Annotated in this window: 23 protein-coding genes and 3 tRNA genes; 17 read left to right on the top strand and 9 right to left on the bottom strand. The window is 32.4% G+C overall.

The window, feature by feature from the left end:
- Window positions 1-53 precede the first annotated feature (53 nt).
- The 6 genes from IEW40_RS08215 to dapA form a co-directional block, all read right to left on the bottom strand.
- On the bottom strand, window positions 54-620 hold the full coding sequence (locus IEW40_RS08215) for a cytochrome b/b6 domain-containing protein (protein ID WP_188617615.1): 567 nt from the start codon (window positions 618-620) through the stop codon (window positions 54-56).
- Between the two features lie 10 nt (window positions 621-630).
- Window positions 631-1,851: a TolC family protein gene (locus IEW40_RS08210; protein ID WP_188617614.1), complete on the bottom strand. Its 1,221-nt coding sequence runs from the start codon at window positions 1,849-1,851 to the stop codon at window positions 631-633.
- A 91-nt stretch (window positions 1,852-1,942) separates the two neighbouring features.
- Window positions 1,943-5,113: an efflux RND transporter permease subunit gene (locus IEW40_RS08205; RefSeq protein ID WP_188617613.1), complete on the bottom strand. Its 3,171-nt coding sequence runs from the start codon at window positions 5,111-5,113 to the stop codon at window positions 1,943-1,945.
- Between the two features lie 69 nt (window positions 5,114-5,182).
- A complete protein-coding gene (locus IEW40_RS08200; RefSeq protein ID WP_188617612.1) occupies window positions 5,183-5,569 on the bottom strand; it encodes a hypothetical protein in 387 nt (128 codons plus the stop codon).
- Between the two features lie 62 nt (window positions 5,570-5,631).
- Window positions 5,632-6,126, bottom strand: coding sequence for a GNAT family N-acetyltransferase (locus IEW40_RS08195; protein WP_308421294.1), 495 nt, complete (start codon window positions 6,124-6,126; stop codon window positions 5,632-5,634).
- Window positions 6,127-6,184: 58 nt separating this feature from the next.
- Entirely contained in the window at window positions 6,185-7,057 is an 873-nt protein-coding gene (gene dapA, locus IEW40_RS08190) for a 4-hydroxy-tetrahydrodipicolinate synthase (protein WP_188617611.1), read from the bottom strand.
- A 167-nt stretch (window positions 7,058-7,224) separates the two neighbouring features.
- On the opposite strand from dapA, the gene IEW40_RS08185 reads away from it, so the two are divergent.
- The 5 genes from IEW40_RS08185 (at window position 7,225) to recO (ending at window position 13,036) form a co-directional block, all read left to right on the top strand.
- Window positions 7,225-8,229 carry an adenosine deaminase gene (locus IEW40_RS08185; protein WP_229663410.1) on the top strand — a complete coding sequence of 335 codons (1,005 nt, stop codon included), beginning with the start codon at window positions 7,225-7,227 and terminating at the stop codon, window positions 8,227-8,229.
- A 69-nt stretch (window positions 8,230-8,298) separates the two neighbouring features.
- On the top strand, window positions 8,299-9,057 hold the full coding sequence (locus IEW40_RS08180) for a 5'-nucleotidase C-terminal domain-containing protein (RefSeq protein WP_188617610.1): 759 nt from the start codon (window positions 8,299-8,301) through the stop codon (window positions 9,055-9,057).
- Complete coding sequence (locus IEW40_RS08175; RefSeq protein ID WP_188617609.1) at window positions 9,050-10,000, top strand: bifunctional metallophosphatase/5'-nucleotidase; 951 nt, start codon at window positions 9,050-9,052, stop codon at window positions 9,998-10,000. The genes IEW40_RS08180 and IEW40_RS08175 overlap by 8 nt, the downstream gene beginning before the upstream one ends.
- Before the next feature lie 93 nt (window positions 10,001-10,093).
- Window positions 10,094-12,349, top strand: coding sequence for a type IX secretion system anionic LPS delivery protein PorZ (gene porZ / locus IEW40_RS08170; RefSeq protein WP_188617608.1), 2,256 nt, complete (start codon window positions 10,094-10,096; stop codon window positions 12,347-12,349).
- Entirely contained in the window at window positions 12,350-13,036 is a 687-nt protein-coding gene (gene recO, locus IEW40_RS08165) for a DNA repair protein RecO (protein WP_188617607.1), read from the top strand.
- Window positions 13,037-13,048: 12 nt separating this feature from the next.
- Here recO and IEW40_RS08160 read toward each other — a convergent pair whose 3' ends face one another.
- Complete coding sequence (locus IEW40_RS08160; protein ID WP_188617606.1) at window positions 13,049-13,777, bottom strand: hypothetical protein; 729 nt, start codon at window positions 13,775-13,777, stop codon at window positions 13,049-13,051.
- A gap of 76 nt (window positions 13,778-13,853) precedes the next feature.
- Here IEW40_RS08160 and IEW40_RS08155 point away from each other — a divergent pair, with 76 nt between their 5' ends.
- Window positions 13,854-14,288 carry an RNA-binding S4 domain-containing protein gene (locus IEW40_RS08155; RefSeq protein WP_188617605.1) on the top strand — a complete coding sequence of 145 codons (435 nt, stop codon included), beginning with the start codon at window positions 13,854-13,856 and terminating at the stop codon, window positions 14,286-14,288.
- On the opposite strand, the gene IEW40_RS08150 is transcribed toward IEW40_RS08155, so the two are convergent.
- On the bottom strand, window positions 14,260-14,781 hold the full coding sequence (locus IEW40_RS08150) for a shikimate kinase (RefSeq protein ID WP_188617604.1): 522 nt from the start codon (window positions 14,779-14,781) through the stop codon (window positions 14,260-14,262). The genes IEW40_RS08155 and IEW40_RS08150 overlap by 29 nt on opposite strands.
- Before the next feature lie 88 nt (window positions 14,782-14,869).
- On the opposite strand from IEW40_RS08150, the gene IEW40_RS08145 reads away from it, so the two are divergent.
- From IEW40_RS08145 to IEW40_RS08135, 3 genes are all read left to right on the top strand, one after another.
- Window positions 14,870-14,942: transfer RNA gene (locus tag IEW40_RS08145), tRNA-Lys, on the top strand.
- 33 nt (window positions 14,943-14,975) lie between these two features.
- Window positions 14,976-15,058 (top strand) — tRNA-Leu (locus IEW40_RS08140).
- 39 nt (window positions 15,059-15,097) lie between these two features.
- A tRNA-Lys gene (locus IEW40_RS08135) sits at window positions 15,098-15,170 on the top strand.
- Between the two features lie 109 nt (window positions 15,171-15,279).
- On the opposite strand, the gene panC is transcribed toward IEW40_RS08135, so the two are convergent.
- Complete coding sequence (panC, locus tag IEW40_RS08130) at window positions 15,280-16,122, bottom strand: pantoate--beta-alanine ligase (RefSeq protein WP_188617603.1); 843 nt, start codon at window positions 16,120-16,122, stop codon at window positions 15,280-15,282.
- A 113-nt stretch (window positions 16,123-16,235) separates the two neighbouring features.
- Here panC and IEW40_RS08125 point away from each other — a divergent pair, with 113 nt between their 5' ends.
- From IEW40_RS08125 to IEW40_RS08090, 8 genes are all read left to right on the top strand, one after another.
- Entirely contained in the window at window positions 16,236-17,006 is a 771-nt protein-coding gene (locus IEW40_RS08125; protein ID WP_188617602.1) for a glycogen/starch synthase, read from the top strand.
- 30 nt (window positions 17,007-17,036) lie between these two features.
- Window positions 17,037-18,605 (top strand): DUF4270 domain-containing protein, encoded by a 1,569-nt coding sequence (locus tag IEW40_RS08120; RefSeq protein ID WP_188617601.1) that lies wholly within the window; start codon window positions 17,037-17,039, stop codon window positions 18,603-18,605.
- A gap of 10 nt (window positions 18,606-18,615) precedes the next feature.
- A complete protein-coding gene (gene glmS, locus IEW40_RS08115; protein WP_188617600.1) occupies window positions 18,616-20,469 on the top strand; it encodes a glutamine--fructose-6-phosphate transaminase (isomerizing) in 1,854 nt (617 codons plus the stop codon).
- Window positions 20,470-20,576: 107 nt separating this feature from the next.
- Window positions 20,577-21,980 (top strand): T9SS ring complex lipoprotein PorK/GldK, encoded by a 1,404-nt coding sequence (gene porK, locus IEW40_RS08110; RefSeq protein ID WP_188617599.1) that lies wholly within the window; start codon window positions 20,577-20,579, stop codon window positions 21,978-21,980.
- A gap of 48 nt (window positions 21,981-22,028) precedes the next feature.
- Window positions 22,029-22,703: a type IX secretion system motor protein PorL/GldL gene (gene porL / locus IEW40_RS08105; protein WP_188617598.1), complete on the top strand. Its 675-nt coding sequence runs from the start codon at window positions 22,029-22,031 to the stop codon at window positions 22,701-22,703.
- A gap of 53 nt (window positions 22,704-22,756) precedes the next feature.
- Window positions 22,757-24,319 carry a type IX secretion system motor protein PorM/GldM gene (porM, locus tag IEW40_RS08100; RefSeq protein WP_188617597.1) on the top strand — a complete coding sequence of 521 codons (1,563 nt, stop codon included), beginning with the start codon at window positions 22,757-22,759 and terminating at the stop codon, window positions 24,317-24,319.
- Between the two features lie 33 nt (window positions 24,320-24,352).
- Window positions 24,353-25,450, top strand: a complete 1,098-nt coding sequence (gene porN / locus IEW40_RS08095) for a type IX secretion system ring subunit PorN/GldN (protein ID WP_188617596.1) — start codon at window positions 24,353-24,355, stop codon at window positions 25,448-25,450.
- 69 nt (window positions 25,451-25,519) lie between these two features.
- Window positions 25,520-26,545 (top strand): NAD(P)/FAD-dependent oxidoreductase, encoded by a 1,026-nt coding sequence (locus IEW40_RS08090; protein WP_188617595.1) that lies wholly within the window; start codon window positions 25,520-25,522, stop codon window positions 26,543-26,545.
- Window positions 26,546-26,575 lie beyond the last annotated feature (30 nt).

The following is a 26,575-nucleotide window of genomic DNA, read 5'->3' as shown; positions in this document are numbered from 1 at the left end:
TAATCATTAATTGATTTTTTAATTAAAAAATTAAAAAAAATGATAGCAAAGCATTATTCTCCGCCAATCATTTTTGATACAATTCCTTTTTTGTTGGTGAGTTCAGCTAAAGTAATTCCTGCAAAATGAAGGATAATAAAAGTTGGCATCCAATAAATAGCCCATTTATGTATTTCTTCTGCTTTTTCTAAAATTTCATCACCTGCTAGCTCAAATTTTAACATCATACCGGTAGTAATTTCTACCAAAAGCAAAAGGTAGAACACTAAATAAACAACACCTTGTAATTTTTCTTTTCCTGAGGTGTTACTAGAAAATGGATTAGGGAATTTTATTCCTTTTGCAAGCATATATATAATCCTTAATAAGTATGCAAAAACTAGAATATATGCAAAATTGACATGCCACTCAAACATTGGGTTGATGATAGTTTTTGCAATTGCACGTAAACTTTCATCTTGCAGATGAATGCCTTTAGGCGTTAGTTCGTTTGTGATGGCGGCTGAAATGGTTTTTCTTCCCATCCAATACATTCTCAAAAAGCCAGTTGCTAATAATACAAACATTGAAGTGGCGATAATCCAATGTATAATTCTGTGTGTTGGTGTAAATTTTTTCATTTTGTTTAATTTAATTGTTATTTTGAAGTAAGTTGAGTTCAATAATTTTATCATTCATTTCTTTCAGTCGGTCTACATATTTATTTTGAATTTCTAGTGCTTGTGTTACTAAAAGCGTCCATTCTAGATAATTGATTTCTCCATTGAAATACTGATTATTAGAAGTTTTTAAAATACTTTCACTATTATTAAGTCCAGTTTTTTGATAATAAGAAACTTCGTCATTCAATTTTTTATATTGCCCGAAAATCTGTGAAAATTGATTTTTTTGGTTAATTAATCCTAATTCATAATTGTTTTCAGCGATTTGTTGGTTCACCTTTTGTGCTTCAATCACTGATTTTTGTGCCGAATTAAAAATAGGAAGTCCGACTCCTATCATTCCTGAATGAAATCTTGCCGATCGTTCATAGAATTTATTATCGGCCCCATTTCCATACATGCTCATATTGTTGTAACCAATGCTAAAACTTGGATTCAGTTTAGCTTTTTCGGTCTGTAATTTAGCATTTTGGATGTTTTTTTCTTGTTCTAATTGCTTTAAAATCAAAGGGTTTCCAGAGTAGTCGTCATTTAGGCTTTCTAAATTTATAATTCCGTATTTAGCGTTTTGGTTTTGGTAAAGATTTCCGTCATTAATTAAAAAACTTAATTTTTGAATGGCAATTTCTCTGTCTTTTTCCAGAGCTTTCAATTGCATTTCAGCCTGACTTCTCAAGTTTTCTGCAGTTGCTTTTTCTAAAAGATTGCTTTCTCCTTTTTTTAGACGTAAATCTGCTCTTTGGAAGTATTGAGTGAAAATACTATCCGCTTTTTTTAGCAATTTTTTCTTTTCATTGAAATAATTTAATTCATTGTAAATGAGAGATAGTTCACGTTTCAATTGCCATTTTTGAAGGTCGAGATTGATCAATGAATTTTTCCATTCCTCTAATAAAAGTGTCTTATGAGCATTGTAAAATTTGGGCAATCTGATGGTTTGACTCACCGAAAAACGATTGTCAACATAAAAGGAATTCATTTGACCGATTTCCGCAGAAATATTGATAGGATCTATCACAACGGCAGAATTTTTCATTTTTTCCTGATAATTGATTTTTAAAACGCCACTTTTTAGATTCAAATTGTTTTTGAATGCTTTGTCAATCGCAGTTTCTAAGGAAATGGAAGTCTGGGAAAACCCAAATCCAAATAATAGAAATGATATTATTTTTAAAAATTTGTTTTTCATTTTATTTATTTTTTTAGCACAGAGTTCACAGAGAAATAATCGGAGTTCATAGTGTTTTCTGTCAAATTTCTTTGTGTCACTTTAGTTAGATTTACAGTTGATATCCATCTTCCTCATCACTCAATTCCTGTAATTTTCTGGTTTTTTCTGGAAAATGTTTTTCAAACCAAATGTACATTACAGGCAAAAGATAAAGCGTGAGATAAGTTGCTAGCAATAAACCTCCGATAACTACAGTTGCCAAAGGTCGTTGAACTTCTGCGCCTTCTCCGTTACTTAAAGCCATTGGTAAAAAACCTAACGAAGCCACGAAAGCTGTCATCAAAACAGGGCGCAATCTGGTTTTTCCTCCGATGATTACGGCGGTTTTTAAATCTTTTTGTAACGTTTTTTGTCTATTAAATTCAGAAATTAAAACAATTCCGTTTAACACTGCAACTCCGAAAAGTGCAATGAAACCAACTCCCGCTGAAATACTAAAATTCATATCTCGTAACCAAAGTGATAAAATTCCGCCAATAGCCGAAAGAGGAATTGCCGAGAAAATTAACAATCCATATTTAATTGAATTGAATGCGAAATACAGCATTAATAAAATTAATAATAGACTCACAGGAACTGCAATAGCGAGACGAGATTTGGCTTGCTGAAGATTTTCAAAGGTTCCACCATATTTTATGGAATAACCAGCAGGAAGTTTCAACTGTTTTTCTACATTTTTCTGCAAATCTTCCACGGTAGATTGTATGTCTCTGTTCCTTACATTGAAACCTACGATAATTCTACGTTGTGCATTTTCTCGCTGAATTTGGTTTACGCTTTCTTTCAGTTCCACATTTGCTACAGAACTTAGCGGAATTTCAATGCCTGAAGGTGTAGAAATCAGCAAATTGTTAACATCTTCCACATTTTTTCTTTGGTTTCCATCGAGACGAACTACCAAATCAAATTTCTTTTCGCCTTCGAAAACCGAACCTGTAGATTGCCCTGCAAACGCTGTGTTTACGATGTTGTTGACATCCGTTACATTCAAACCAAACTGTGACATTGCTTCACGTTTATAGGAAATCACAATTTGTGGCATTCCAGAAACGGGTTCTACATAAATGTTTTGTGCTCCTTCAATTTTTTTAGAAATTTCGCCCAATTTTTCTGCATAAACTTTCAGAGTATCTAGGTTTTCACCGAAAATTTTACAAACTACATCTTGTCTTGCACCCGTCATCAATTCATTGAAACGCATTGCAACAGGATATTGAAAAGAGTAGGTAACTCCAATCATATTCTTTTTAAGTTCGGCATACATTTTTTCGGCCAAATCATCATAGTTGTCTGCAGAAGTCCATTCAGCTCTAGGTTTCAGGATAATCATCATATCACTTGCATCAATTGGCATAGGATCGGTTGGGATTTCGCTGCTTCCTGTTTTCCCTACAATTTTTTCAATTTCTGGGAATTTTTTCATTAAAATTCTTGAAGATTTTTCTACGGCATCGGTAGAAGTTTTGAGGTTACTTCCTGGTAAAACTCTGGTGTCTACTGCAAAATCGCCTTCGGGAAGACTTGGGATAAATTCTCCGCCCAATCTGGTCATCACAAAAACCGCCACGAAGAAGACAGCCACAATTCCGAAGAAAACGATATTAGGAATTCTTAAAACTTGGGCCAAAGAATAGTCGTAAAGCGATTCTATTTTCGCCATCATCTTGTCTGAAAACGTTTTTTTGTTCTCTATTTTTTTAGATAAAAATAACGAACTCATCATCGGAATGTAGGTTAAAGACAAGATAAATGCGCCCAACAAAGCGAAAATAACGGTTTGCGCCATCGGAATAAACATTTTTCCTTCGATGCCTTCTAATGTAAGAATTGGTAAATAAACGATGAGAATGATGATTTGCCCAAAAACCGCCGAATTCATCATTTTGCTAGAAGAAGTATAGACTTCGTCGTCCATTAATTTTTGTGAAATGGTTTTTCCTTGGTAGATTTTCAGGTGCTGCAATCGGTGCAAAACGGCCTCTACGATAATCACAGCCCCGTCTACAATTAACCCGAAATCTAGCGCTCCAAGACTCATTAAATTTCCCGAAACGCCGAAAATATTCATCATAATTATGGCGAAAAGCATTGCCAAAGGAATTACGGAAGCCACCAAAAATCCAGCGCGTAAATTTCCGAGGAATACAACCAATACAAAAACGACAATTAAAGCGCCTTCCAAGAGGTTTTTTTCTACCGTTCCTATCGCATTATTTACCATTTTGGTTCGGTCAAGAAACGCATCTATTTTTACACCTTCTGGAAGTGTTTTTTGTATCTCTTCGATTCTTTTTTTTACTTTTTCGATGACTTCATTAGAATTTGCTCCTTTCATCATCATCACTACTGCACCTGCAACTTCGCCTTTTCCGTTGTAAGTCATTGCACCGTATCTTATGGCCTTTCCGTATTGTACTTTAGATAAATTTTTGATAAGAATAGGCGTTCCGTCTTGTAAATTTTTTACTACAGTGTTTTCAATATCAGAAATTTTTCCCATCAAACCTTCGGTTCTGATGAAGAGAACGCTTGGTCCTTTTTCTATGTAAGCTCCACCAGTATTTTGATTGTTTTTTTGAAGCGCATCGAAAACTTCGGTCATCGTTACACCCATTGATTTCAACTGAGCAGGATTTACTGCTACTTCATATTGTTTTAAATTACCACCAAAACTAGCAACATCTGCTACTCCTTCGGTCCCGAGTAATTGTCTTCGAACTATCCAATCTTGAATGGTGCGTAGTTGCATTGCATTATAACGATGTTCATAACCTACTTTTGGGCGAATTACATATTGGTAAATTTCGCCTAAACCTGTGGAAATAGGTGCCATTTGTGGAACGCCCAAGTTGGTAGGAATGTCTTTGGAAACTTGCTGAAGTCTTTCAGAAACTTGTTGACGAGCCCAATGTAAATCTACATTATCTTTGAAAACAATGGTGATTACAGATAAACCAAACCTTGAAAAGCTTCGCATCTGTTTTATTCCGGCAATGTTATTATTGGCTTGTTCTAGCGGGAATGTTATGAAACGTTCTACGTCTGGAGCTCCCAAACTTGGGGAAACTGTGATGATTTGTACCTGATTGTCCGTAATATCAGGTACGGCATCTATTGGGAGTTTTCTTACTTCAAATATTCCATAAATGATTAAGCCAAGTGTAAACAAAATGATTATCAATTTGTTTTTTATAGAAAATTCTATGATTTTATTAAGCATTTTTGTATTTAATTTAATAAGTTAAAACTTCTCAAAACTTAAAAGTAATGAGTATTAACAACAAAAAAATTAAATATATTTTGGAGGAGGGTAGAAAGAGAACGTTTTTCCTTCAGAGAAATTCAGAAAATAGTAGAAATTTTTATTTTTTATTTCAAAAATTTTAACTTCTGAAAAATAGAAATCAAATATTTTGGGTAAATCTTGAATGGTGAAATTATAACAAGAAAAATCATGAGTTTTAAAAGGGAGTTTCATGTCTTTTGTATAATCTGCATCTTTTTGACTTCCATTTAAATAATGTAGCGTGATAAAACCTAGGAGTGTAATTTGGTTGTTTTCGGCTTTGTGTTCCTTGTAGTGTTCTATAAAAGCGGGTAATTTTTTAAGTTCTCTTATCTCTGTAAAAGAAAAGATATAACTAAAGAGAAGTAATATGGCGATTGTTTTTTTCAAAAAAATGTTTTTGCTTTTTACAAAAGTAATGAAAATATATCAAAATTAATGATAAGTAAAATTTATATGCAAAATTCCATCAGATAATCATCCATGACATATCCATTTCCGATTTCGAAAACACCTTCTTCATAAACTGTAAAGCCTTGCGAAATATAGAAATGATAAGAAGAATTTTTTTTATTGACTGCAAGGATTATTCTATTGTCACCAGTGTTTTTGACTTGTTCTTTCAGGAAGTTTAGGGCGAGTTTTCCTAATCCTTTTCCTTTGGCTTCTACTAAGAGATAAATTCTGTGGAGCTTGGTGGTTTTTTCTTGATAATGATTTTCAAAACCCATGATTCCAAGAATATTTTCTTCATCACCAAGTAAATAATAATGATAATTAGGATTCTGGAAATGTTTTTTGAGTTCAGTTTCAGAATACATTTGCTCTAGCATATATTCTATTTGTTCGGTAGAGATAATTCCTGGGTAATGTTTTCGCCAAGATTTTTCTGCAATTTCCTTGATCAGCGGAATGTTTTCTATGGTTGCGTTGTTAATTTTCATCATAAAAAAAGAACTTACGCAAAGGTAAGTTCTATAAATTTATTTTAAAATGTTTTTAGAATTAAATTTTTGCCATTTCTGATTTAATTTTTGCTTGCAAACCTTCAGAAGCAGCTACTAGAGGTAGTCTCAAATAATTTTTGATGATTCCTTTTTCTGCTAAGATGGTTTTAATTCCGCAAGGGTTTCCTTCTGCAAAAATAAGTCTTGTAATTTCTACCAATTTATTATGAATTTGGTAAGCTTCTTTTACTTTTCCTTCGAAGGCTAATTGTACCATGGTAGAAAATTCTTTCGGATAACCTTGCCCAATTACAGAAATTACACCATCTCCACCAGCCAAAGTTACTGGCAGGGTATATTCATCATCACCTGAAACTAGAGAAAAACTTTCAGGTTTTGTTCTCAAGATATCAAAATATTGATTGATGTTTGGGCAAGCTTCTTTTATCATAAAAAGATTAGGGAATTCTTTAGCCAAACGTACGGTGGTAGCAGCTTCTACATTTTGTCCGGTTCTGCCTGGTACATTGTAAATAATAATTTGTTTACCAGTTTCTGCTAAAGCTTTGTAATGTTGATAAAGCCCTTCTTGGTTGGGTTTGTTATAATATGGCGACACAGAAAGCACTGCATCAAAATCAGATAAATCGGTTTCCTCGATTTGTTTTTTTACTTCTAGCGTGTTGTTACCACCTATTCCTAGCACTAATGGAAGACGTTTACTATTAATCTTTATAACGTGTTTTATAACTTCTTTTTTTTCTTCCTTAGATAGGGTGGCAGCTTCTGCTGTGGTTCCTAAAACTACTAAATAATTGGTTCCGTTTTCAATGTTGTACTCAATCAGTCTTGTGAGAGAGTCGAAATCTACAGAGAGATCTTCATTAAATGGCGTGACAAGTGCTACGCCAACTCCTTTTAAATTGCTCATTTGTTATAAAGTTATAAAAATTAATGTCGTCAAAGATATTAAATTTTATATAAAAAATTATCTATAAATTTAAGGATTGTGCAATTTTATTTATGCAATTTATCAGTTAATCAACAGGTTGTTAAACTTGAAATTCTTACATTTGTTTTCCTTTTTAAAAGAAAAATATGATGAATATTACAGAATATATTAAAAAAATTCCGAAAGCGGAATTACACCTCCACATCGAAGGAAGTTTTGAACCAGAATTAATGTTCGAAATTGCCCAAAGAAATCAAGTGAAAATACCTTATCAATCGGTAGAAGAAGTAAAAAAAGCCTATCAGTTTTCCTGCCTTCAAGATTTTCTAGATATTTATTATGCAGGAGCTAGCGTTTTGTTGTACGAAAAAGATTTTTACGATCTTACGATGGCCTATTTTGCACATTGTGCCGAAGAAAATGTAGTACATACAGAGATTATGTTTGATCCGCAAACGCACACCAAAAGAGGAGTTTCTTTCGAAACGGTGATTAAGGGAATCCAAAAAGCCAGAGAAGATGCTAAAGAAAAATACGGAATTTCTTCACTTCTGATTATGAGTTATCTTCGTCATTTGTCCGAAGAAGATGCTTTCGAAACTTTGGAACAATCACTTCCTTATAAACATTTGATAAAGGCGGTAGGATTAGATTCTTCGGAAAAAGGCAATCCGCCGAGTAAATTTGAAAAAGTTTTTGAAGCTTCCATTAAAGAAGGTTACGTTCCTGTAGCTCACGCTGGCGAAGAAGGTCCTGCAGAATACATTTGGGAAGCATTAGATTTGTTGAAAATAGCAAGAATAGACCACGGTAATAATTGCTTAACAGATAAGGTTTTGGTAAAAAGATTGGTAGATGAGAAAATTGCACTTACGGTTTGTCCGCTTTCTAATCTTGAATTGAAAGTTGTAGATGATTTAAAAGACCATCCTTTAAAAAAAATGTTGAATTTAGGGTTGAAAGCTACGATAAATTCAGACGATCCTGCGTATTTCGGAGGTTATATGAATGCTAATTTCTTGCAAACTGCTGAGGCATTAGACTTAACAAAAGAAGATATAAAGACTTTAGTAAAGAATAGCTTTGAATATTCTTTGTTGTCTGATGACGAAAAACAAAAATATTTAATACAAGTGGAGAATTTTGGGTAAAAGTTTAAGTTGATTTTAAAACAATTTGACCTTTAAAAAATTATATTTGCAAAAGATTATATTCTAGTTATGAAAAATAAATTTTGGTTGTTGGCAATTGCTACTTTGTCTCTTTCGGCGTGTAAAAGTACGTTGCAAGTTGCGCAAGTGCAGCCTCATAAAAATACCAGTATTACCAGTGAAATTAAGGATAATGCAGATTATGTAAATTTTATAAAACCTTATAAAGATAGACTGGAAAATGAAATGAATACCAAAGTTTCTCATACTTCGGTAGAACTTAATAAAAAAGGAAACAATAGCAATCTAGGAAATCTTTTGGCAGATTTCACCTATGAAGGAGCTAAAGATTGGGCTTCTAAAAATAATATACCCAATGTTGATGCTGCGGTAATTAATATTGGCGGAATTAGAGCCGTAATTGGAGCTGGAGATATTTTGGTGAAAAATGTTTTTGAAGTAATGCCTTTCGAGAACGAAATTGTTTTGGTAAAAATGAAAGGTTCGGATTTAGAAGGTATGTTTGATTATTATGCTCAAAACGAAAAAAATAATCCAGTTTCTCATCTTTACATAGAAACCCAAGGTAAATCTTTGAAAAACGCACTTATTAATGGAGAAAAAGTTGATGTAAATAAAACTTATTATATTGCTACTTCAGATTATTTGGCTTTAGGCGGCGATAATATGAAGTTTTTCTCTAAAGGTGAAGTTATTAATACAGGTTTGAAAATGAGAGATGTTTTTATGGAATATTTTAAGAAAACCCCAGAAATAAAAGCTTCTACAGAAACTCGTTTAAATTTTATAGGCAAAACAAATGAATAGAAAGAATTTTTTAAAAACAATAAGTGGCGGAACTTTGGCGCTTACTTTAGCTCCCAATTTGGTTTTTGCCGAAAGTAGTAGAATTTTAAACCAAAATTCTGAATATAAATTAACCATTTTACATACCAACGATCAGCATAGCAGGATAGAACCTTTTGATGCTTCGGATGGTAGAAATGCCAATAAAGGTGGTTTTGCAAGAAGAGCAACACTTATTCAGCAGATTAGAAACCAAGAAAAAAATGTTCTTTTGCTAGATTCTGGTGATATTTTCCAAGGGACACCATATTTTAATTTTTATGGAGGCGAATTAGAATTTAAACTGATGTCTATGATGGGTTATGATGCTTCTACCATGGGAAATCACGATTTTGATAATGGTTTAGAAGGTTTTTTGAAGGTTTTACCCAATGCTAAATTTCCTTTTATTACTTCTAATTATGATTTTAGCAACACCATTTTAGATGGTAAAACTGAGAAATACAGAATTTTCAATAAAGAAGGAATTAAAGTAGGAATTTTTGCTGTAGGAATAGAGCTAGACGGTTTGGTAGGCAAAAAACAATACAAAGAAACCAAATATCTAGATCCTATAGAAATTGCACAACAATATGCAGATTTTTTAAGAAAAGATAAAAAATGTGATTTGGTGATTTGTTTATCGCACATTGGTTATGATTATAGAGACGAACCGAATAAAATTTCAGATAAAATTTTGGCTGCAAAAACTGATAATATTGATTTAATTTTGGGAGGTCACACTCATACTTTTTTGCCAGAACCACAGAATTTTACGAATAAAAGTGGTAAAAAAGTTTTGGTAAACCAAGTTGGTTTTGCAGGGTTACTTTTAGGTCAAATAGATTTTTATTTTGATAAAAATAAATCGGTGAAAAATATTTCTTGGAACAATCAAGTTATAGATGATAGAATCTTAGTTTAAAAGTTATGAAATCGCGATTTCTGTTTTGCTGAAAACATTATATAAATAGATAGCGATTGAATATAATTTTTTAAAAACAGTAAATCTTTTTATATGAAAAAACTTTTTTCGGTAGTATTATTTTGGGTTACAGTTTGTTCATTTGCACAAACGCAAAGTAGTAGCAAGTGGAGTGATTTGTTCTCTTATAACAATGTATTGGCATTTAAAGAAAGCAACGGAAAAATAATAGCAGCTACAGAAAATGGAGTTTTCTATTATGATACCGTTTCTGGGGAAATCACAAAATTATCAAAAGCAAACGGACTTCACGAAGTGAAAATTTCTGCATTTGACTATAATCCTGATACCAAGATTGCTCTAATTGGATATAAATCTGGGAACTTAGATGTAGTAACTGAAGATGGGGTAACCTATGTAGTAGATATTCCACTTTCGCAGAGTTATACAGGTAGTAAAGTGATTAATCATATCTCTATAAATGGAGATAAAGCAGTGATTTCTGTAGGATATGGTGTTTCAATTTTTGATTTGAACAAGAAAGAATTTGGGGATACATGTTTTTTTCTTACTGGAACTAGTTATGTAAGTGCTTTAGAATCTGTAATTAAAGATGATGTTGTATATTCTGTTACGAGTTCGGGTATTAAAAGTCATCCTCTAAATGTAACATTTTCTGTTTTCAGTTCTTGGAATACTACTGCTGGAAACTATAATCAAATAGATTCAAATTCTATTTTTGTACTTGCTAATACAACTAAAGTATTTTATGGCGCAAACATTAATTCTTTAACCACTATTGCAGATACTTTTGTAAAAGTAAAAGACATAAAGGTGCAATCTCAAAACATTGTAGTGACAGACCAAACCAAAGTGTATGTTTATAATTTGTCTGGTAGTTTACAAAAAACTTTTGATGCGGGTGAAGAACTAAATACAGCCTATATAGTAAGTAATAAACTATATTCTGGCTCTAAATTTTCTGGGGTCTTTGATGAATCTAAAAATTCCTATAAACCAGATGGACCTTATTCTAATGTTTCCAAAAAAGTGTCACTTTTTAATGATAATATTTGGATATCATCTGGTGGAGTTAGTGAGTTTAATCTTCCTGTTTATTCAGGATATGGTTATTATCATTATGATGGGACAAAATGGAATTACCCTGATTATTTTAGAAATTCTACTTTTATTTGGAATGTAATAGATGTAATGCCCAATCCAGCAAATAAAGACGAAGTCTTTTTTACTAATTACTCTACAAGAAAAGGAGAGCAAGGTATTTATAAAATGAACAAAAACTCTTTTGTGAAAGCGTATGCCAAAAACGATGTGAATGCTTTTTATAGAAGACCTGTAAGTTTACATTTTGATGAAAATAATCAATTATTTTGTAATGTAGCCTTTGCAGACGCTAATCCTAGTAATCCAACTTCTTTGTCTATAGGTTATTATTATTATAATGCAAGTGCAGATGATTTTGGGCTAATTAGTGTTTTTAATAGTGCCAGAGTAAATACATTAACATCGAAGGGTGGTATTCTATGGATTCCTTCTCCTAATGTACAAGGTGGAGCGCTTGTAGGGTATAAATATAATAATACACCAGGACAGACCGGCGATGACACTTCTTTAGCCCTTAAAACAAGTAATGAGTTACCATCTGATGGTGTAATTTGTGCAACTATGGATTTGAATGATGATCTTTGGATTGGTACCTATCTAGGCTTAAGAATCTTGCCAAATGCTTCTGGCTCTATCGGAAATAAAGATGTAAAGGTAGAACCTGTTATTATTTCACAAAATGGGATTAATGAAGAACTTTTTAAAGATTCAAAAATATTAGAAATAGAAGTAGACTCAGGTAATCAAAAATGGGTTTCAGTAGAGGGTGGAGGTGTTTTTTATCTTAGTTCTAATGGTGAGACTACAATTAATCATTTTACTGAAAATAACTCTCCTTTGCCAAATGACAATATAACAGGAATTAAGGTTGATTCTAAAACAGGAAAAGTATATTTTGCTACCAATGAAGGGGTGGTGGTCTATCAAGGAGATGTAGTAAATGTGACTTCTAATTTTGGTGATGTGAAAGTTTATCCTAATCCTGTTATTACTGCACAATATAGAGGAAATGTAAAAATTATAGGTCTTGCCGAAAAAACAAATATCAGAATTACAGATGCTGCTGGTAATGTAGTGCATAGTGCAGTTGCTAGAGGTGGATATTATGAATGGAATTTGAATAATCAACGAGGAATAAGAGTAGCTTCAGGTATCTATTATGTTTTGATGACTAACGAAGATGCCACCGATAAAGCTACTGCAAAAATAGCAGTAGTCAACTAAATGAATAAATTCTCGGGTTTTCTTTTATCATACTTTAAATACGGGGAAAATGATGCGGTTCTGCATTGTTTTACTCTAGAAAACGGATTTCAATCTTTTTTTTTGAAAGGAGTTTATTCTGCTAAAAATAAGAAAAAAGCTTATTTAGCTCCTTTAAATGAATTATTAATTACAGTAGTTGATAAAAAAAAAATATCAGATTTACATTTGGTGAGTAAAATAGAATGTTTAGATGATATTTTACCAGAATACAATGTTAAAGTATCTTCATTAGCATTTTTTGTGTCAGATTTTTTACATCAAGTTCTTAGAAATGAACAGGCTAATACTCTGTTGTATCAAGAAATAAAAGAGATGAAGTTGCTTATTTCTGATGGAGACACTTCTGCACATTATACCTTTCTTATTAGGCTTCTCAAGATATTTGGAATATCTCCATTATTACAAGACGGTAATTTTTTAAATATTGAAAAAGCAGAGTTTCAAAAGTTTTCTGAAGAAAATGGGCCGAATGATGAAGTTTCTTTAATTTGGAGAATGGTTTTAGAAGAAAAATTCACTCCACAAAAGATAAAAAAAGAATCTAGAAAAATACTTCTAGATTCTATTATATTCTATTATAAAATACATTTCCCTGATTTTCATACACCAAAATCTTTGGCAATACTAACTCAAGTTTTTGAGTAGTTTCTACTAAAATTAGTCTTGTGCTGGTGTTCTGGTGTCTGTCTTGTAAACTTGAAATGTAAATACAAAACTTCTATTTCTAAATGCGTATGATGAGTATGCAAAATGATCATCTCTAGCAAAAGCAGCTCTAGAAGGAACAATGATTACTCCTTGCATGTTATAGTTGTCACTGTCTGCAACTTCAGTACTTTTAAAATATTTTAAACCTTCTTGCAAACCTTCAATTTCAAAATAACTTCTTGTTTTATCTTTATAAGTATCACTAGTTAAAACAGAATTTTTTACATAATAATAAGCTGGGTCTACTTCAGGTGTTCCTGTAGCATCTACTGTGTTTCTAAAAGAATATTGAGAATCAAATTTTATCTTTCCATCAGTCGCTTTTACTGCTACGTATGTATTGCTTCTTTGCATTATTCTTAAGACATCATTAGAAGCTATTGTTTTACCATTGGTAGGAATGTATCTGCTAATATATACTACACCAGAAGGTAGCGTTACAGGGTTGTAGTCAGCAAGTGGTTTTTCATTATCATCTGTGGTAATGGTACTGCTAAAAGCTATTATGTTTCCTCTTGCGTCAAAGTAATTGTCTTTTAAGAATTGTTTTATTGCCTCGTCATCATAAGAATTTTGTGTTTCTATGCTTACTTCTTCAGTTGTACTTTCGTTATCATCTTTTCTACAAGAAGTAATGGCTAATGAAGCTATTGCTAGAAACAAAAATATTTTTTTCATAATCTTTATTATCCTTTAGATTAGTTTGTTTAATATTGCTTTAATATTTCAATAACTGCAAAAGTATAAATAAATTATGAGAATTGATAAATTTTTATGGAGTATTAGATTTTATAAGACAAGAAATATAGCCGCAGAAGAGATTAAAAAAAATAGAGTTTCTATAGGCGAAAACCCTGTAAAATCTTCTAAAGAAGTAAAAGAAGGTGATGTAATTAAAATTAGAAGAAACCAGATAGACTATAAAATAAAAGTTTTACAAATTCCCAAAAGTAGAATAGGTGCTAAACTGGTACCTCTGCATATTACAGATTTAACAGACAAAGAACAATACGAAATTCTAAAAATTAGAAGAATGTCTCAGGATTATTACAGACAAAAAGGAGAAGGAAGACCTACTAAAAAAGACCGAAGAGATATGGATGATTTCGTAGATGCAGATACTTCTTCCTCTATGTCAGAAGAGGATTGGGATTTGTTTTTTACGGATGACATAGAGCAATCTGAATAATTTCTTCGGCAATTTCTTCTGCGTTTTTTTTGTCAGTATCTACAATGTAGAGAGCTTTAGCATAAAAAGGATTTCTTTCAAAAAGATGTTTTGCGATAAACTCGGGGAGATCTTCATCAGCAATTTTTGCAATGAGAGGCCTCTTTTCTTTGTTTTTTTTCAACCTTTCAGATAAGGTAGATACACTAGTTCTTAGATAAATACTTATGCTTTTCTCATTGATACGCTCCATATTATCATAATATACGGGAGTGCCACCACCTACGCTAAGAATTATAGACTCATTAGAAGAAAGAATTTCGTCTAAAGTTTCTTTTTCTGACTTTCTGAAGAATATTTCGCCATGATTTTTGAAAATTTCTGCAATACTTAGTTCATATTTTTTAGAAATCTCTTTATCGAGGTCAAAAAGTTTAAAATTTAATTTATTGCTCAATATGTTGGAAATGTGCGATTTGCCTGTGCCCATGTAGCCTACTAAAGTAATTTTCATAATTTTATTTTATACAAATTTCGTAAAAAGTTTTGAGATTTTAAAAAAAGCCTTATCTTTGCACCACTTTTAGCGGAAACGCTATCAAGACCTGGTAGCTCAGCTGGTAGAGCAATACACTTTTAATGTATGGGTCCTGGGTTCGAATCCCAGCCAGGTCACAAGTAAATTCCGTAGCACTACGGATTTTTTTTGCCTACGTGGTGAAATTGGTAGACACGCCATCTTGAGGGGGTGGTTTCCTATGGATGTGCTGGTTCGAGTCCAGTCGTAGGCACGAAAGCAAAAATAAAATCTAAGAAATTATAAATTTCTAGACCTGGTAGCTCAGCTGGTAGAGCAATACACTTTTAATGTATGGGTCCTGGGTTCGAATCCCAGCCAGGTCACAAATTTACGAAAGTAAATTTTTTCATATTAATATTTTGTGATTTGGTGTTTAAAAGCCTTCAAGTGTTCCTTGAAGGCTTTTTATTTTTTTTGAGAAAATTTTAATCCTTAGTTTAAGTGCATATTATCTATTAACCTTACTTCGCCTGCGTATGCTACAATAAAAGCTCTGTAGCTTTTATCCTTATGAAAGAAGTCGGTCTCTTTTAGGGTTTTTTCGTCAGCAATGATAAAATATTCTAACTCAAAATTAGACTCTTTAAATATTTTTTCTACACGTTCTTTAATTTCTTTTACCGATAAAACCTTGAACCATTCTTTAACTTTTAATAAAGTTTCGTAGATAATGGTGGCTTCTTTTCTTTGTTTTTCGGTTAATCTTAGGTTTCTAGAGCTCATCGCCAATCCGCTGTTCTCTCTCAGGGTTGGTACACCATGAATTTTTACAGGCAACTTTGTTTTTTCGACCATTTTTTTGATTATGGCGAGCTGTTGGTAATCTTTTTCTCCGAAATACGCATTGTGAGGCTGTACTTGTCTCAGTAGTTCTTCTACTACAGTACCTACACCATCGAAATGCCCAGGTCTGTATTTGCCTTCCATTTCATTATCCAATCCATCAAAATCATAATGCTTGCTTTTTAAGCCTTCGGGATATATGTCAAAAGCTTTTGGTACATATACTGCATCTACACCTGTTTTTTCAAGCAGTTTAAGATCGTCTTCTAGAGTTTGAGGGTAATTTTCAAAATCCTCAGGATTGTTAAATTGTGTAGGATTAATGAATATGGAAGAAATTACTTCGTCATTTTCTTTTTTTGCCTGTTCGTACAATGAAATATGGCCAAGGTGTAATGCACCCATAGTAGGAGCAAAGCCAATTTTTTTGCCCATTTCTCTGTGTCTCTCAATGTAATCTACTAATGTTTTTTTGTTTCTTAGAATTTTCATAGGAGTAGTATTTTCTGTAAAATTATAAAAATTTGTTAATTAAAAAGAATTCGTATAATTTTTTGTATTTTTGCATAATTAACCGTCTTTGTATTATAGAAGAAAATTATATTATGCCGAATCAAAAGATTTTATACGTCACCACAGAGATGTTCCCTTATCAGGAAGATAGTAATATGGCGATGATGGTGAACAAAATGGCACTTAAAATGCACCAAGAAGGCAATGACGTAAGAGTTTTTATGCCTAGATTTGGAGTAATTAGTGAAAGAAAGTTTCAGTTGCATGAAGTTATTAGGCTTTCTGGAATGAATATCATTATCAATGATCTAGACCAGCCTCTTATCATAAAAGTGGCCTCTTTGCCAGGAGAAAGACTTCAAGTTTATTTTATAGACAATGAAGAGTACTTTAAAAGAAAATTATATTATTTTGATGAAGAAGGAAATCCTTTTTCTGATAATGATGAGCGCGCTATTTTCTTTGCAAGAGGAGTAATAGAAACCATCAAAAAATTAAATTGGGTACCAGATGTTATTCACATTAATGGATGGATGTCTTCATTTATTCCGATTTATTTGAAAAGTTTTTACAAGACTGATTCTTATTTCAATGATACTAAAATTGTACTTTCTGTGTACAATGAGAAAGATGCTCAATTTGATCATACTATAATTGAAAAATTAGAGTTTGATAATATTAAAGAATTAAAAGCATTAGAGAATCCTACCTTCCTTAATTTCGTAACAGAAAGTATGGATTTGGTAGATGTAGTGATAAAAGGTGATGAGTTTTTAGAAAGTCAATTAGAAAAAGCTTTCGAAAATTCTACTTCTAAAAAATTTGACTACGTAAGTGGCGAATCCATCAACGAAGTATATTAATCGAATTTAAAAAAAAATTAAAATTTATAAATGATAAAAGATTTTAAGAATATCATTAAGGTATTTTTTGCGCTTTCAATAGGTACAGTCTTATTAATTAGTTGTGACCCAGAAGCAGATGAATTGGGAACCCAGTTCTTTCAAAATGGAACGGCTGTAGGTACAGAAGCTAGCTATGATGTGGTTGCATACAATTTATTTCATAATGATTCTATTCAGACCAGCAATAGTCGTATTGCAAGTGCTACTTTAGGTGCTTTTAATGAGCCTAATTTTGGAATGCAGAAATCTTCATATGTTACACAAGTTAGATTGACCAATTATAATCCTGATTTTGGTGCAAATCCAAAAGTAGATTCTGTGGTTCTTGTGATGAAGCCTGTCTATCAAACGGCTGCAGACTCTATTAAAACAACAACTGATGAGAATTATGTTTATCCAGATGGTAGTGTTCCTGCTAAAAAAGTAGTTACCAACTATCCAGTGAAAAAATATGGTAAAGCAAAACTAAACGGTCAAACATCTTTCACCATAAGAGTAGATGAAGTAAATGAGTTTTTAAATTCTACTGATACTAAGTTTTATTCTGATAAGCAAGTGGCTTTGGGAGCTTCTTTAGGGACCAAAAGTTTTAATGGAAACCTTACCGCAATAAAAATTACTAAAGATTCTGACAATTCTGAACTTTTTAGTAGAGAAGTAGGATTGAGAATCCCATTAGATGCTGATTTTTTTCAACAAAAAATTATTGATAAAAAAGGTTCTTTTGAACTTTCAGATGCAGCAAGTTTTATTAGACATTTTAAAGGTTTAAGAATTTCTGTAGATGAGAATGATGGATATATGATGAGTTTTGACCCAAATGGCTTAAGCGCAATTATATACTATAAATATGATAAGACTGAGAATAATACAACTACCAGAACTAATTCTACCTACTCTTTAGACTTAGCTTCTACCAACGTACATTTCAACCAGATACAATACGCTAGGTCATCTGATTTCAGTTCTGCAATATCCAATATTAATACAATTAAAGGCGATAAAAAGCTATATTTACAAGGAATGGGAGGTCCTGGTACTGAAATTAAAATTCCAGCTTCTACAATAGCTAATCTTAAAGATTTATACAACAATAAAAAGGTAGGTATTATGTCTGTAAAAGTTAAATTATATACAGATTCATCAGTTTGGACTAGCAGTTACGAAAAGCCTACCTCTTTTGTGGCTTCATTGAAAGGAGCTGATGATTTTTTAGCAGATTTAACAGCTTTTAAATATAGTACAGCATATACCATGGTAAAGCCAGTTGATTTGGATAAAAATCCAGCTTACTATGAAATTGATATTACTCAAACCGTTACCAATGTAATAAAAAATGAATCTGATGATTATCTAGAAAAAAATCCCTTGGTGTTAGAAGTGGGAAGTTTTAGAACAACCAGTTCAACCACAGGTTCATCAGGTTTATTAGGGTTTGATTATACGACAAGAGCTTATACCCCTAATAGAATAGTTTTAGTAGGTTCTGATATAGCCTTAACTGATCCACAGTATAATAATAGGGCGCAACTAAAAGTAATTTATTCAAACAAATAATTCAAAAACTATGTGTGGAATTGTAGGATATACAGGATTTCAAGATGCTTATGACATTGTAATTAATGGCCTTAGAAGATTAGAATACCGTGGTTATGATAGTGCTGGTATCGTTTTAGAAGATACTACTAATAATAATTTCAATTTTAAAAAAACCAAAGGTAAGGTTTCAGACCTAGTTCAAATCTCTGAAGATTTAAAAGGTAAATTTCATGTAGGTATGGGGCATACAAGATGGGCTACTCATGGTGTTCCTAGTGATAGAAACTCTCACCCACACATATCTAATGATGGTAAAATAGCAATTGTTCATAATGGTATTATTGAAAATTATGACACCATTAAAACGATGTTACTAAGTAAAGGTTTCACTTTTTCATCAGAAACAGATACCGAAGTCTTGGTGAATCTTATACAATACGTAGCTGACACTCAGAATCTTGATTTTACTTCTGCAGTAAGAGTAGCATTGAATGAAGTGTACGGAGCTTATGCCATTACTGTGATGCACAAAGATTATCCTGGTGTTTTGGTGGTTGGTAGATTAGGCTCACCACTTGCTATTGGCCTTGGAAATAATGAATATTTTATAGCTTCAGATGCTTCTCCTTTTGTAGAATTTACCAAGGAAGCAGTTTATCTAGAAGATGGTCATATGGCCACTTTGTCATTAGAAAATGGAGTAGATATAAGAAGCATCAAAGAAAATGAAAAAATAGTACCAGCCATTCAAGAGCTTAAATTAAGTCTTGAGCAAATAGAAAAAGGAGGGTATGAACATTTTATGCTTAAGGAAATCTTCGAGCAACCAAAATCTATTCAAGATACTTTAAGAGGTAGGCTTCTTGTAAATGAAGGCATTATAAAAATGGCCGGAATTTGGGACCACCTCGAGAGAATAAACAAAGCAGAAAGAATAATCATTATAGCTTGTGGTACTTCTTGGCATGCTGGTTTAATAGGGGAGTATCTAATAGAAGAATTTGCTAGAATACCAGTAGAAGTAGAATATGCTTCAGAATTTAGATACAGAAATCCTATAATTACCAATAAAGATGTTGTAATTGCTATTTCGCAATCTGGAGAGACAGCAGACACAATGGCTGCTATTAAATTAGCTAAAGAAAAAGGGGCGTTTATCTACGGAATTTGTAATGTTGTAGATTCTTCTATTTCTAGATATTCTGATGCAGGTTCTTACACTCACGCTGGCCCTGAGATAGGAGTGGCTTCTACCAAAGCATTTACGGCACAATTAACTATACTTTCTTTAATTGCACTTAAATTAGGCAAACATAACGGAAACCTTAGTAATGCTGAGTTCATGAATTTAATTACTGAACTTGATAATATTCCAAAAAAAGTAGAAGATGTTCTCAATTCTACTCATGAATACGTTAAAAAAATCTCTAAAGATTTTGTTAGTGCAACCAATTTCTTATATCTTGGTAGAGGATTTAATTTCCCTGCAGCTTTAGAAGGAGCTCTTAAATTAAAAGAAATTTCTTATATCCATGCAGAAGGCTATCCTGCCGCAGAAATGAAGCATGGACCTATCGCTTTAATTGATGAGAATATGCCTATAGTAATTATTGCACCTAAAAAAGGACATTATGACAAAATTGTAAGTAATGTTCAAGAAATAAAAGCTAGAAAAGGGAAGGTAATAGCTGTTGTAAATTACGGTGATGAGCAAGTTTCGTCTATGGCAGACTATGTCATCGAAATTCCTGAAACTTCAGAGTGTTTTTCTCCAATTGTAGCATCTATACCACTTCAGCTAATGGCTTATTACATAGCTGTTTATAGAGGAGCTAATGTAGACCAGCCTAGAAATTTGGCAAAATCTGTTACAGTTGAATAAAAAATTAATTTTTTGTAAAATAATTAATAAAAACTAGCGTTTCTAATAAATCTTAAAGATTTGTTAAAAAAAAATATATATATTTACCGCTAAATTTGAATTTGATAATGAAAAGAATGTTTCTAGTGATGCTTGCAGCATCTTTTGTAGTCTCTTGTTCAAGGGGGAAAACAAGTTCAGGGAAGCCAGATTCTAGAGGGGAGTTGGTGCCTAAAGAAAGCAAAAGCTCATTTGTAGCGCAAAGACCATATGGTATGGTTGCTATCCCTGGTGGGTCTTTTGTAATGGGACTTGCTGACGTAGATTTTTCTGGAACCCCTGAAAAAGCTCCGCTTAAAACAGTTACCGTTTCTTCTTTCTTTATGGATGAAACAGAAGTAACAAACTCCGAATATAGACTTTTCGTAAATTATGTAAGAGACTCTATTGCAAGAACTCTATTAGCCGAAGCTGCTGGCGATGCAGCCAGTGAAGAAGGAATAGGTAGATATGCATATCTTGCTAAAAAGGCTGGAGAAAATACTACTGCTTACCAAAAATTCTTAGAATCACAAGGAGATAGAGGTGGGTACACAGATGCCAAAAAACTAGATTGGAAAACTCCATTATATTGGAAAACCTCACAATATCCAGATGAAAAATACGCAGAGGTTTTAGAATCTATGTACATTGCTCCAGATAGAAGAATCAACAATGAAAGACTTCTTGATAATGGAAAACTCATGTACTCTTATCAATGGGAAGATATTGCTTCAGCAGTAAAAGATAAAAATAGAGGGGTGCAATATCTTAAAAAAGAAAGTATTGCAGTATATCCTGATACTACGGTTTGGGTTAAAGACTTTAACTATGCCTATAATGAACCACTTTTTGATAGATATTTTTGGCACAAAGCTTATAAAGATTATCCTGTAGTTGGTGTTACTTGGGATCAAGCAAGAGCTTTTTGTGATTATAAAACAAAAGCCAAAAGAGACTATGTAAAATCTGGTAAAAAGAGAGGAGAAAGTCCAATGAAATTTAGACTTCCAACAGAAGCAGAATGGGAATATGCTGCTAGAGGTGGTATGGAAAATGCTACTTATCCATGGGGCGGACCATATCTTACAGATGATAGAGGCTGTTATCTGGCTAATTTCAAACCTAAAAGAGGTAACTATATAGAAGATGAGAAAAAAGGCACTTATCCATATACTGCTCCAGTAAAAACCTTCCACAAAAATGGTTTCGGGTTGTATAACATGGCTGGTAATGTTTCTGAATGGACAGAATCTCCATACAGTAATTCAACCTATCAATTCTCATCTACTCTCAATCCTTATTTGTCTAATCAAGCATATAGAGAGCCTAGAAAAACAGTTAGAGGTGGCTCTTGGAAAGATGTAGGTTATGTACTAATGACAGGTTACAGAGATTGGGAAAGAAAAGATTCTGCTAGAAGCTACATTGGTTTTAGAACCATTCAAGATGTACCTGCAGGTTCTGCTAGACTAAGAAGGTCTAGTAAATAAAAAAACTAAGTAAAAATATAAGACTATAATTAAAAAAAATTCAAAGACATGTTTAAGACTAAAGACGCTAAATTAAATTTTGTTTATTCAATTGGTGCTGCAATCGTAATTTTAGGAGCATTATTCAAATTAAATCACTGGCATATCGGGCCATTAACAGGTACAGTAGTGCTTGCAATTGGTTTGATTACCGAAGCTATAATTTTCGTGATTTTTGCATTTGATGTTCCGAAAGAAGAGTCTAATTACGCTTGGGAAAATGTATATCCAGAATTATTAGATGCTAATGCAGAGGCTAAGCCAAGAAAAATAGCAAGTGTACAAACTTCAGAATTAGATGTTACGCTTTCAGAAAAATTAGATAAAATGCTAGAAGATGCTAAGCTAGATGTTTCTTTATTTGAAAGATTAAAATCAGGGATTGACAAGTTTTCTGCATCTGTAGAGCAAATTAATAGTACTGTAGATGTATCTGCTGCTACTACTAAATATAATGATCAACTGACTTTGGCTGCTAGTCATTTAGAAAGTATGAATGCTTTATACTCTCTTCAGCTAGAGCATGGCAGGCAACAATCTGAATTTAGTAAAAAATATGTAGAAGATATCCAGAAATCTGCAGAACAATCTGAAAAATTCAACGAAGAATTAGCAGGTCTTACTTCTAACTTAAATAACTTAAATAGAGTTTATGGCGGAATGCTTTCTGCAATGAAAGCTTAATTTTCTTTAATATTTTAATTAATTAAAAACTTTATTCAACAAAAAGAATTAAAATGGCAAAAGGAAAATTATCACCCCGTCAGAAAATGATTAACTTGATGTATCTTGTATTCATTGCTATGCTTGCAATGCAGATAGACCAAGAAATCATTAGATCATATCAAGATACCAATCAATCTTTAACAGATTCGAGAACTTTAGCTCAAGATAAAAATAAGATTTTTTTACAAACTTTAACTGAAAAGGCTAATAATTCTCCTGAAACTTTTGGTATTGCAAAGACACAATATTCAGGAATGGAATCAAAGGCTAATGATTTAGTAGATTTTATTGAAGATATTAAAAATGACCTAAAGAAAAATGCAGGTTATATAGATGGTACGGAAGATGTAGAAGAGAATTTTTCATCTTTAAATAATACTGAAGCGGGTACTAATAAATTTTTTAATGGTGGTGATGCAGAATTACCTTCACCAACTTCAAAGGAATTACTATCAAAAATGTCTAGTTTAAAAGACTACATTGTACAGAATTTTTCTTCAAGTGAAGATTTAAAATCAGTAGTTGATAGAGCTAAAAAGAATTTATCAGCAGACGGTTCTAAATACAAAAAACAAGGTAAAACATGGCTTCAATATAAATTTTATAACCAACCATTAATAGCTGCATTATCTAATTTGGAAGTAATACAATCAGAAGTAAGAAATCTACAATCAGATGCTCTTTCTTTAATGTTAAAAGAAAAAGTAGATGCTGATATCCAATTTAATGCTTATGAAGCAATAGTTGCTGGTCCTACTGCTATTCAACAAGGGGAATCTGCTACTGCAAAAGTACTTATTGGTACTTATGCAAGTACTTTACCAGGTCTTAGAATTGATAATGCTCAAGTGGTAAATGGTCAAGGTGTTTTAAATCTTGGTGGTGATTTAGGAGAGCATACAATTGGAGGTAATATTTCATTCCTTGGTGATAAAGGTAAGACAGTTACTATGCCATATAAATTTACATATAATGTAGTTTCTGGTAAAGAAGCTCTTAAAGCTCAAGAAGGAGCATTGCTATCTGCTGATAAAATGAATGTACTTTATAGAGGTGTAGCTAACCCAATTACGGGTTCTATTTTAGGAGCAGATACTTCAGGCCTTACTCTTTCTGCACCAGGTGCATCAGTTTCAGGTGGTAGAGGTAAATGGACTGTTACTCCAGGTAGTGGTAATACCGTTGCACTTACTATTTCTGGAAAAGATCCTAAAGGAAAAGTAATTTCTCAGAAATTTGACTTTAGAATTAAAAATGTACCACCTCCACAAGGACAAATCAGAAATGAAAACGTGTTAAATATGCCAGCAAGTTCAATCCCTAACCAAACAATTTCTGCGGCAATTCCTGAATTTGATTTCCCTGTTACGTTTACTGTAACTAGTTTCAAATTCAAAGTTCCTGGTAGAGCAGCAATGTTAGTTAATGGTAACTCTATGAGTTCTGTTGCAAGTATGGTAAAAGGATTACGTTCTGGTGACATTGTTTATGTGGCAGATATTCAAGCGACAGCATCAGGATTAGGTGGACAGACCCTGAAAAAAATTAGTCCAATTGTAATAAATGTACAATAATTTAGTTATAATACTATAATATCATCATTTCAAATGAAAAAGATTGTAATATTTCTATTAGCATTGAGTTTTCTTTCGGTAGATGCACAGGCAAAGAAAAAGACTACCAAAAGAAAGTCAACTAAAGCTAAAACTACAAAAAAAGCAAAAGCAGCACCAGCTGAGCCTGCAGCTGTGGTAGAACCAACACCTGTGGTTACTACACCTGTTGCTACAGAAAGTTTAGAAGAAAATGATGAGCCTATTAACTCACTTAATATTCTAAATGCTAAATCGCCATCTACTTATAGAAAGTATAGAGATATGCTGAAGATAAAAGTAGGAGATTCTTTAGTGTCTGTTAAAAATAAACCTATTGATTATGGGTTTATTGATGACAAAGACGTGCTTAGAAGTATGGTAGTCTGGGAAATCATTGATATGAATGAAAAAATCAATCAACCTTTTTATCATAATGCAGATGGTCTAGTAACTTCTAATAAGTCTCTTTATCAAATACTGTTAGAGAATATCAATAATGGTAAAATCAAAGAGGTTTATGACGATGAAATGTTTACTACTAAGCTATCGCCAGAACAAATTCAGCAGAGATTAAAAGTAACTGTTGAAACACCTTGGTTAATTGATAAGAAAAACTCTGGTGAAAAAATAACTCCAGAAGATATTAAGGCTGGTACAGATATTATAGAAACTACCACAGAAAAAGTAAAACTTCTTAAAATTAAAGGAATGTGGTACGTAGATAGAAGAGATGGTCAAATGAAGTACAGACTTCTAGGTATCGCTGCTATGGGGCCAGATCCTCTTATGATGGCTGAAAGAACCGCAGATGGACAAATGCTAGGAAATAAAGATGAGTTAATCGATCTTTTCTGGGTATTTTATCCAGATGCTAGAGAAGTTTTGGCAAACCAAATTGTTTTCAACGGTAAAAACCTTTCGTCTGATATCACTTATGATGATGTTTTAAATGCAAGAAGATTCTCTTCTATCATTTATAAATCAGATAACGGTCTAGGTACTGGTAAAATAAGTGATTATATTCCTCACGATGCAGAAGAACAATTAGAAGAAAGTGAGAGAATAAAAGCTCAAATTCTAGAAATGGAAAACGATATGTGGAATTATTAATAAAACCTTATATCTTATATAAACAAAAACCTAAGTATATTTGTACTTAGGTTTTTTTATTTAAATTTTATGAAAAACGTAGATTATATAATTGTTGGAGATGGCTATGCTGCTCTATTTTTTGCACATCAACTCATCAAGAACAAAAAGAGTTTTTATCTCTTTTCTGAGGGCAAAAGAAGTGCATCTTTTGTTTCCGCGGGCATTATAAATCCTGCAGTTCTCAAGCGTTTTACTACGTTTTGGTTGGCTCAAGAGCAAATAAACGCACTCAAGATAACACTCTCAGAAATAGAAGTTTATACCCATAAGAATTATTTGATAGAAAAACCAATTCTAAGGGTTTTTCATGATGAAAAAGAAAAAGAACTTTGGCTCAAAAAATCTAATGAAATTTCTTTTTTATCTAAGGATTTTTTAAGAGTTAATTCAGTTAAAAATCCTTTTGAATGTGGGTTAGTCAATCAATCTGCTAGGTTAAATGTTAGAGATTTTTTTACTGATTTGATTAATTATTTAGAGCAAAATGACCATTTGATTAAGGAAAAGTTTAATTATAATATGATCAATACCGAAAAATCTATCTATAAAGATATTCAGTTTAAAAGTATCATTTTTGCCGAAGGAATGGGCGTTAAAGACAATCCTTTTTTCTCTGATATTCCTGTAAATCCTAATAAAGGTCATCATTTAGAGGTAAGACTTTCTGAAAAGATAGAAGAGGATTTCACCATCAAAAAGAAACATTTTATTTTTCCTCTTATCGATAATACATATTATTACGGTGGAACTTATGATAGAGACCAGATACATCACAAAATAGATGATTCTGCTGTTGAAAAACTCACCAATGCTTTGTCAGAATTTTATCCTAATGATTTTGATGTGATTAATGTTAAGTTCGGTTTTAGACCTACTGTTAAAGACAGAAGGCCAATTATTGGAAATCATTCAAGATATAAAAATTTCTATGTTTTTAATGGGCTAGGTGCAAGAGGAATACTCAATGGAAATTATTTCGCCATTAATCTTTATCAACATTTAGAAACCGGAGAAGAAATACATCCAGAAGTAAATTTAAAGAGATTTCAATAAAAAATCCATCAAAATTTTGATGGAATTAAA

Origin of the sequence: Cloacibacterium rupense (genome assembly GCF_014645495.1) — a bacterium.
Taxonomy (GTDB): domain Bacteria; phylum Bacteroidota; class Bacteroidia; order Flavobacteriales; family Weeksellaceae; genus Cloacibacterium; species Cloacibacterium rupense.
This window is presented reverse-complemented; position numbering and strand designations above follow the sequence as displayed.

Bases quoted from the DNA above. Each gene is read 5' to 3' on its own strand.
- IEW40_RS08215 (WP_188617615.1), bottom strand. From the start codon at position 620: ATGAAAAAATTTACACCAACACACAGAATTATACATTGGATTATCGCC.
- IEW40_RS08155 (WP_188617605.1), top strand. From the start codon at position 13,854: ATGAGAATTGATAAATTTTTATGGAGTATTAGATTTTATAAGACAAGA.
- panC (WP_188617603.1), bottom strand. From the start codon at position 16,122: ATGAAAATTCTAAGAAACAAAAAAACATTAGTAGATTACATTGAGAGA.
- IEW40_RS08205 (WP_188617613.1), bottom strand. From the start codon at position 5,113: ATGCTTAATAAAATCATAGAATTTTCTATAAAAAACAAATTGATAATC.
- IEW40_RS08150 (WP_188617604.1), bottom strand. From the start codon at position 14,781: ATGAAAATTACTTTAGTAGGCTACATGGGCACAGGCAAATCGCACATT.
- IEW40_RS08120 (WP_188617601.1), top strand. From the start codon at position 17,037: ATGATAAAAGATTTTAAGAATATCATTAAGGTATTTTTTGCGCTTTCA.
- recO (WP_188617607.1), top strand. From the start codon at position 12,350: ATGAATAAATTCTCGGGTTTTCTTTTATCATACTTTAAATACGGGGAA.
- IEW40_RS08175 (WP_188617609.1), top strand. From the start codon at position 9,050: ATGAATAGAAAGAATTTTTTAAAAACAATAAGTGGCGGAACTTTGGCG.
- porM (WP_188617597.1), top strand. From the start codon at position 22,757: ATGGCAAAAGGAAAATTATCACCCCGTCAGAAAATGATTAACTTGATG.
- dapA (WP_188617611.1), bottom strand. From the start codon at position 7,057: ATGAGCAATTTAAAAGGAGTTGGCGTAGCACTTGTCACGCCATTTAAT.
- IEW40_RS08185 (WP_229663410.1), top strand. From the start codon at position 7,225: ATGATGAATATTACAGAATATATTAAAAAAATTCCGAAAGCGGAATTA.
- porK (WP_188617599.1), top strand. From the start codon at position 20,577: ATGAAAAGAATGTTTCTAGTGATGCTTGCAGCATCTTTTGTAGTCTCT.
- porN (WP_188617596.1), top strand. From the start codon at position 24,353: ATGAAAAAGATTGTAATATTTCTATTAGCATTGAGTTTTCTTTCGGTA.
- IEW40_RS08195 (WP_308421294.1), bottom strand. From the start codon at position 6,126: ATGATGAAAATTAACAACGCAACCATAGAAAACATTCCGCTGATCAAG.
- IEW40_RS08210 (WP_188617614.1), bottom strand. From the start codon at position 1,851: ATGAAAAACAAATTTTTAAAAATAATATCATTTCTATTATTTGGATTT.
- IEW40_RS08090 (WP_188617595.1), top strand. From the start codon at position 25,520: ATGAAAAACGTAGATTATATAATTGTTGGAGATGGCTATGCTGCTCTA.
- IEW40_RS08180 (WP_188617610.1), top strand. From the start codon at position 8,299: ATGAAAAATAAATTTTGGTTGTTGGCAATTGCTACTTTGTCTCTTTCG.
- IEW40_RS08125 (WP_188617602.1), top strand. From the start codon at position 16,236: ATGCCGAATCAAAAGATTTTATACGTCACCACAGAGATGTTCCCTTAT.
- porL (WP_188617598.1), top strand. From the start codon at position 22,029: ATGTTTAAGACTAAAGACGCTAAATTAAATTTTGTTTATTCAATTGGT.
- IEW40_RS08160 (WP_188617606.1), bottom strand. From the start codon at position 13,777: ATGAAAAAAATATTTTTGTTTCTAGCAATAGCTTCATTAGCCATTACT.
- glmS (WP_188617600.1), top strand. From the start codon at position 18,616: ATGTGTGGAATTGTAGGATATACAGGATTTCAAGATGCTTATGACATT.
- porZ (WP_188617608.1), top strand. From the start codon at position 10,094: ATGAAAAAACTTTTTTCGGTAGTATTATTTTGGGTTACAGTTTGTTCA.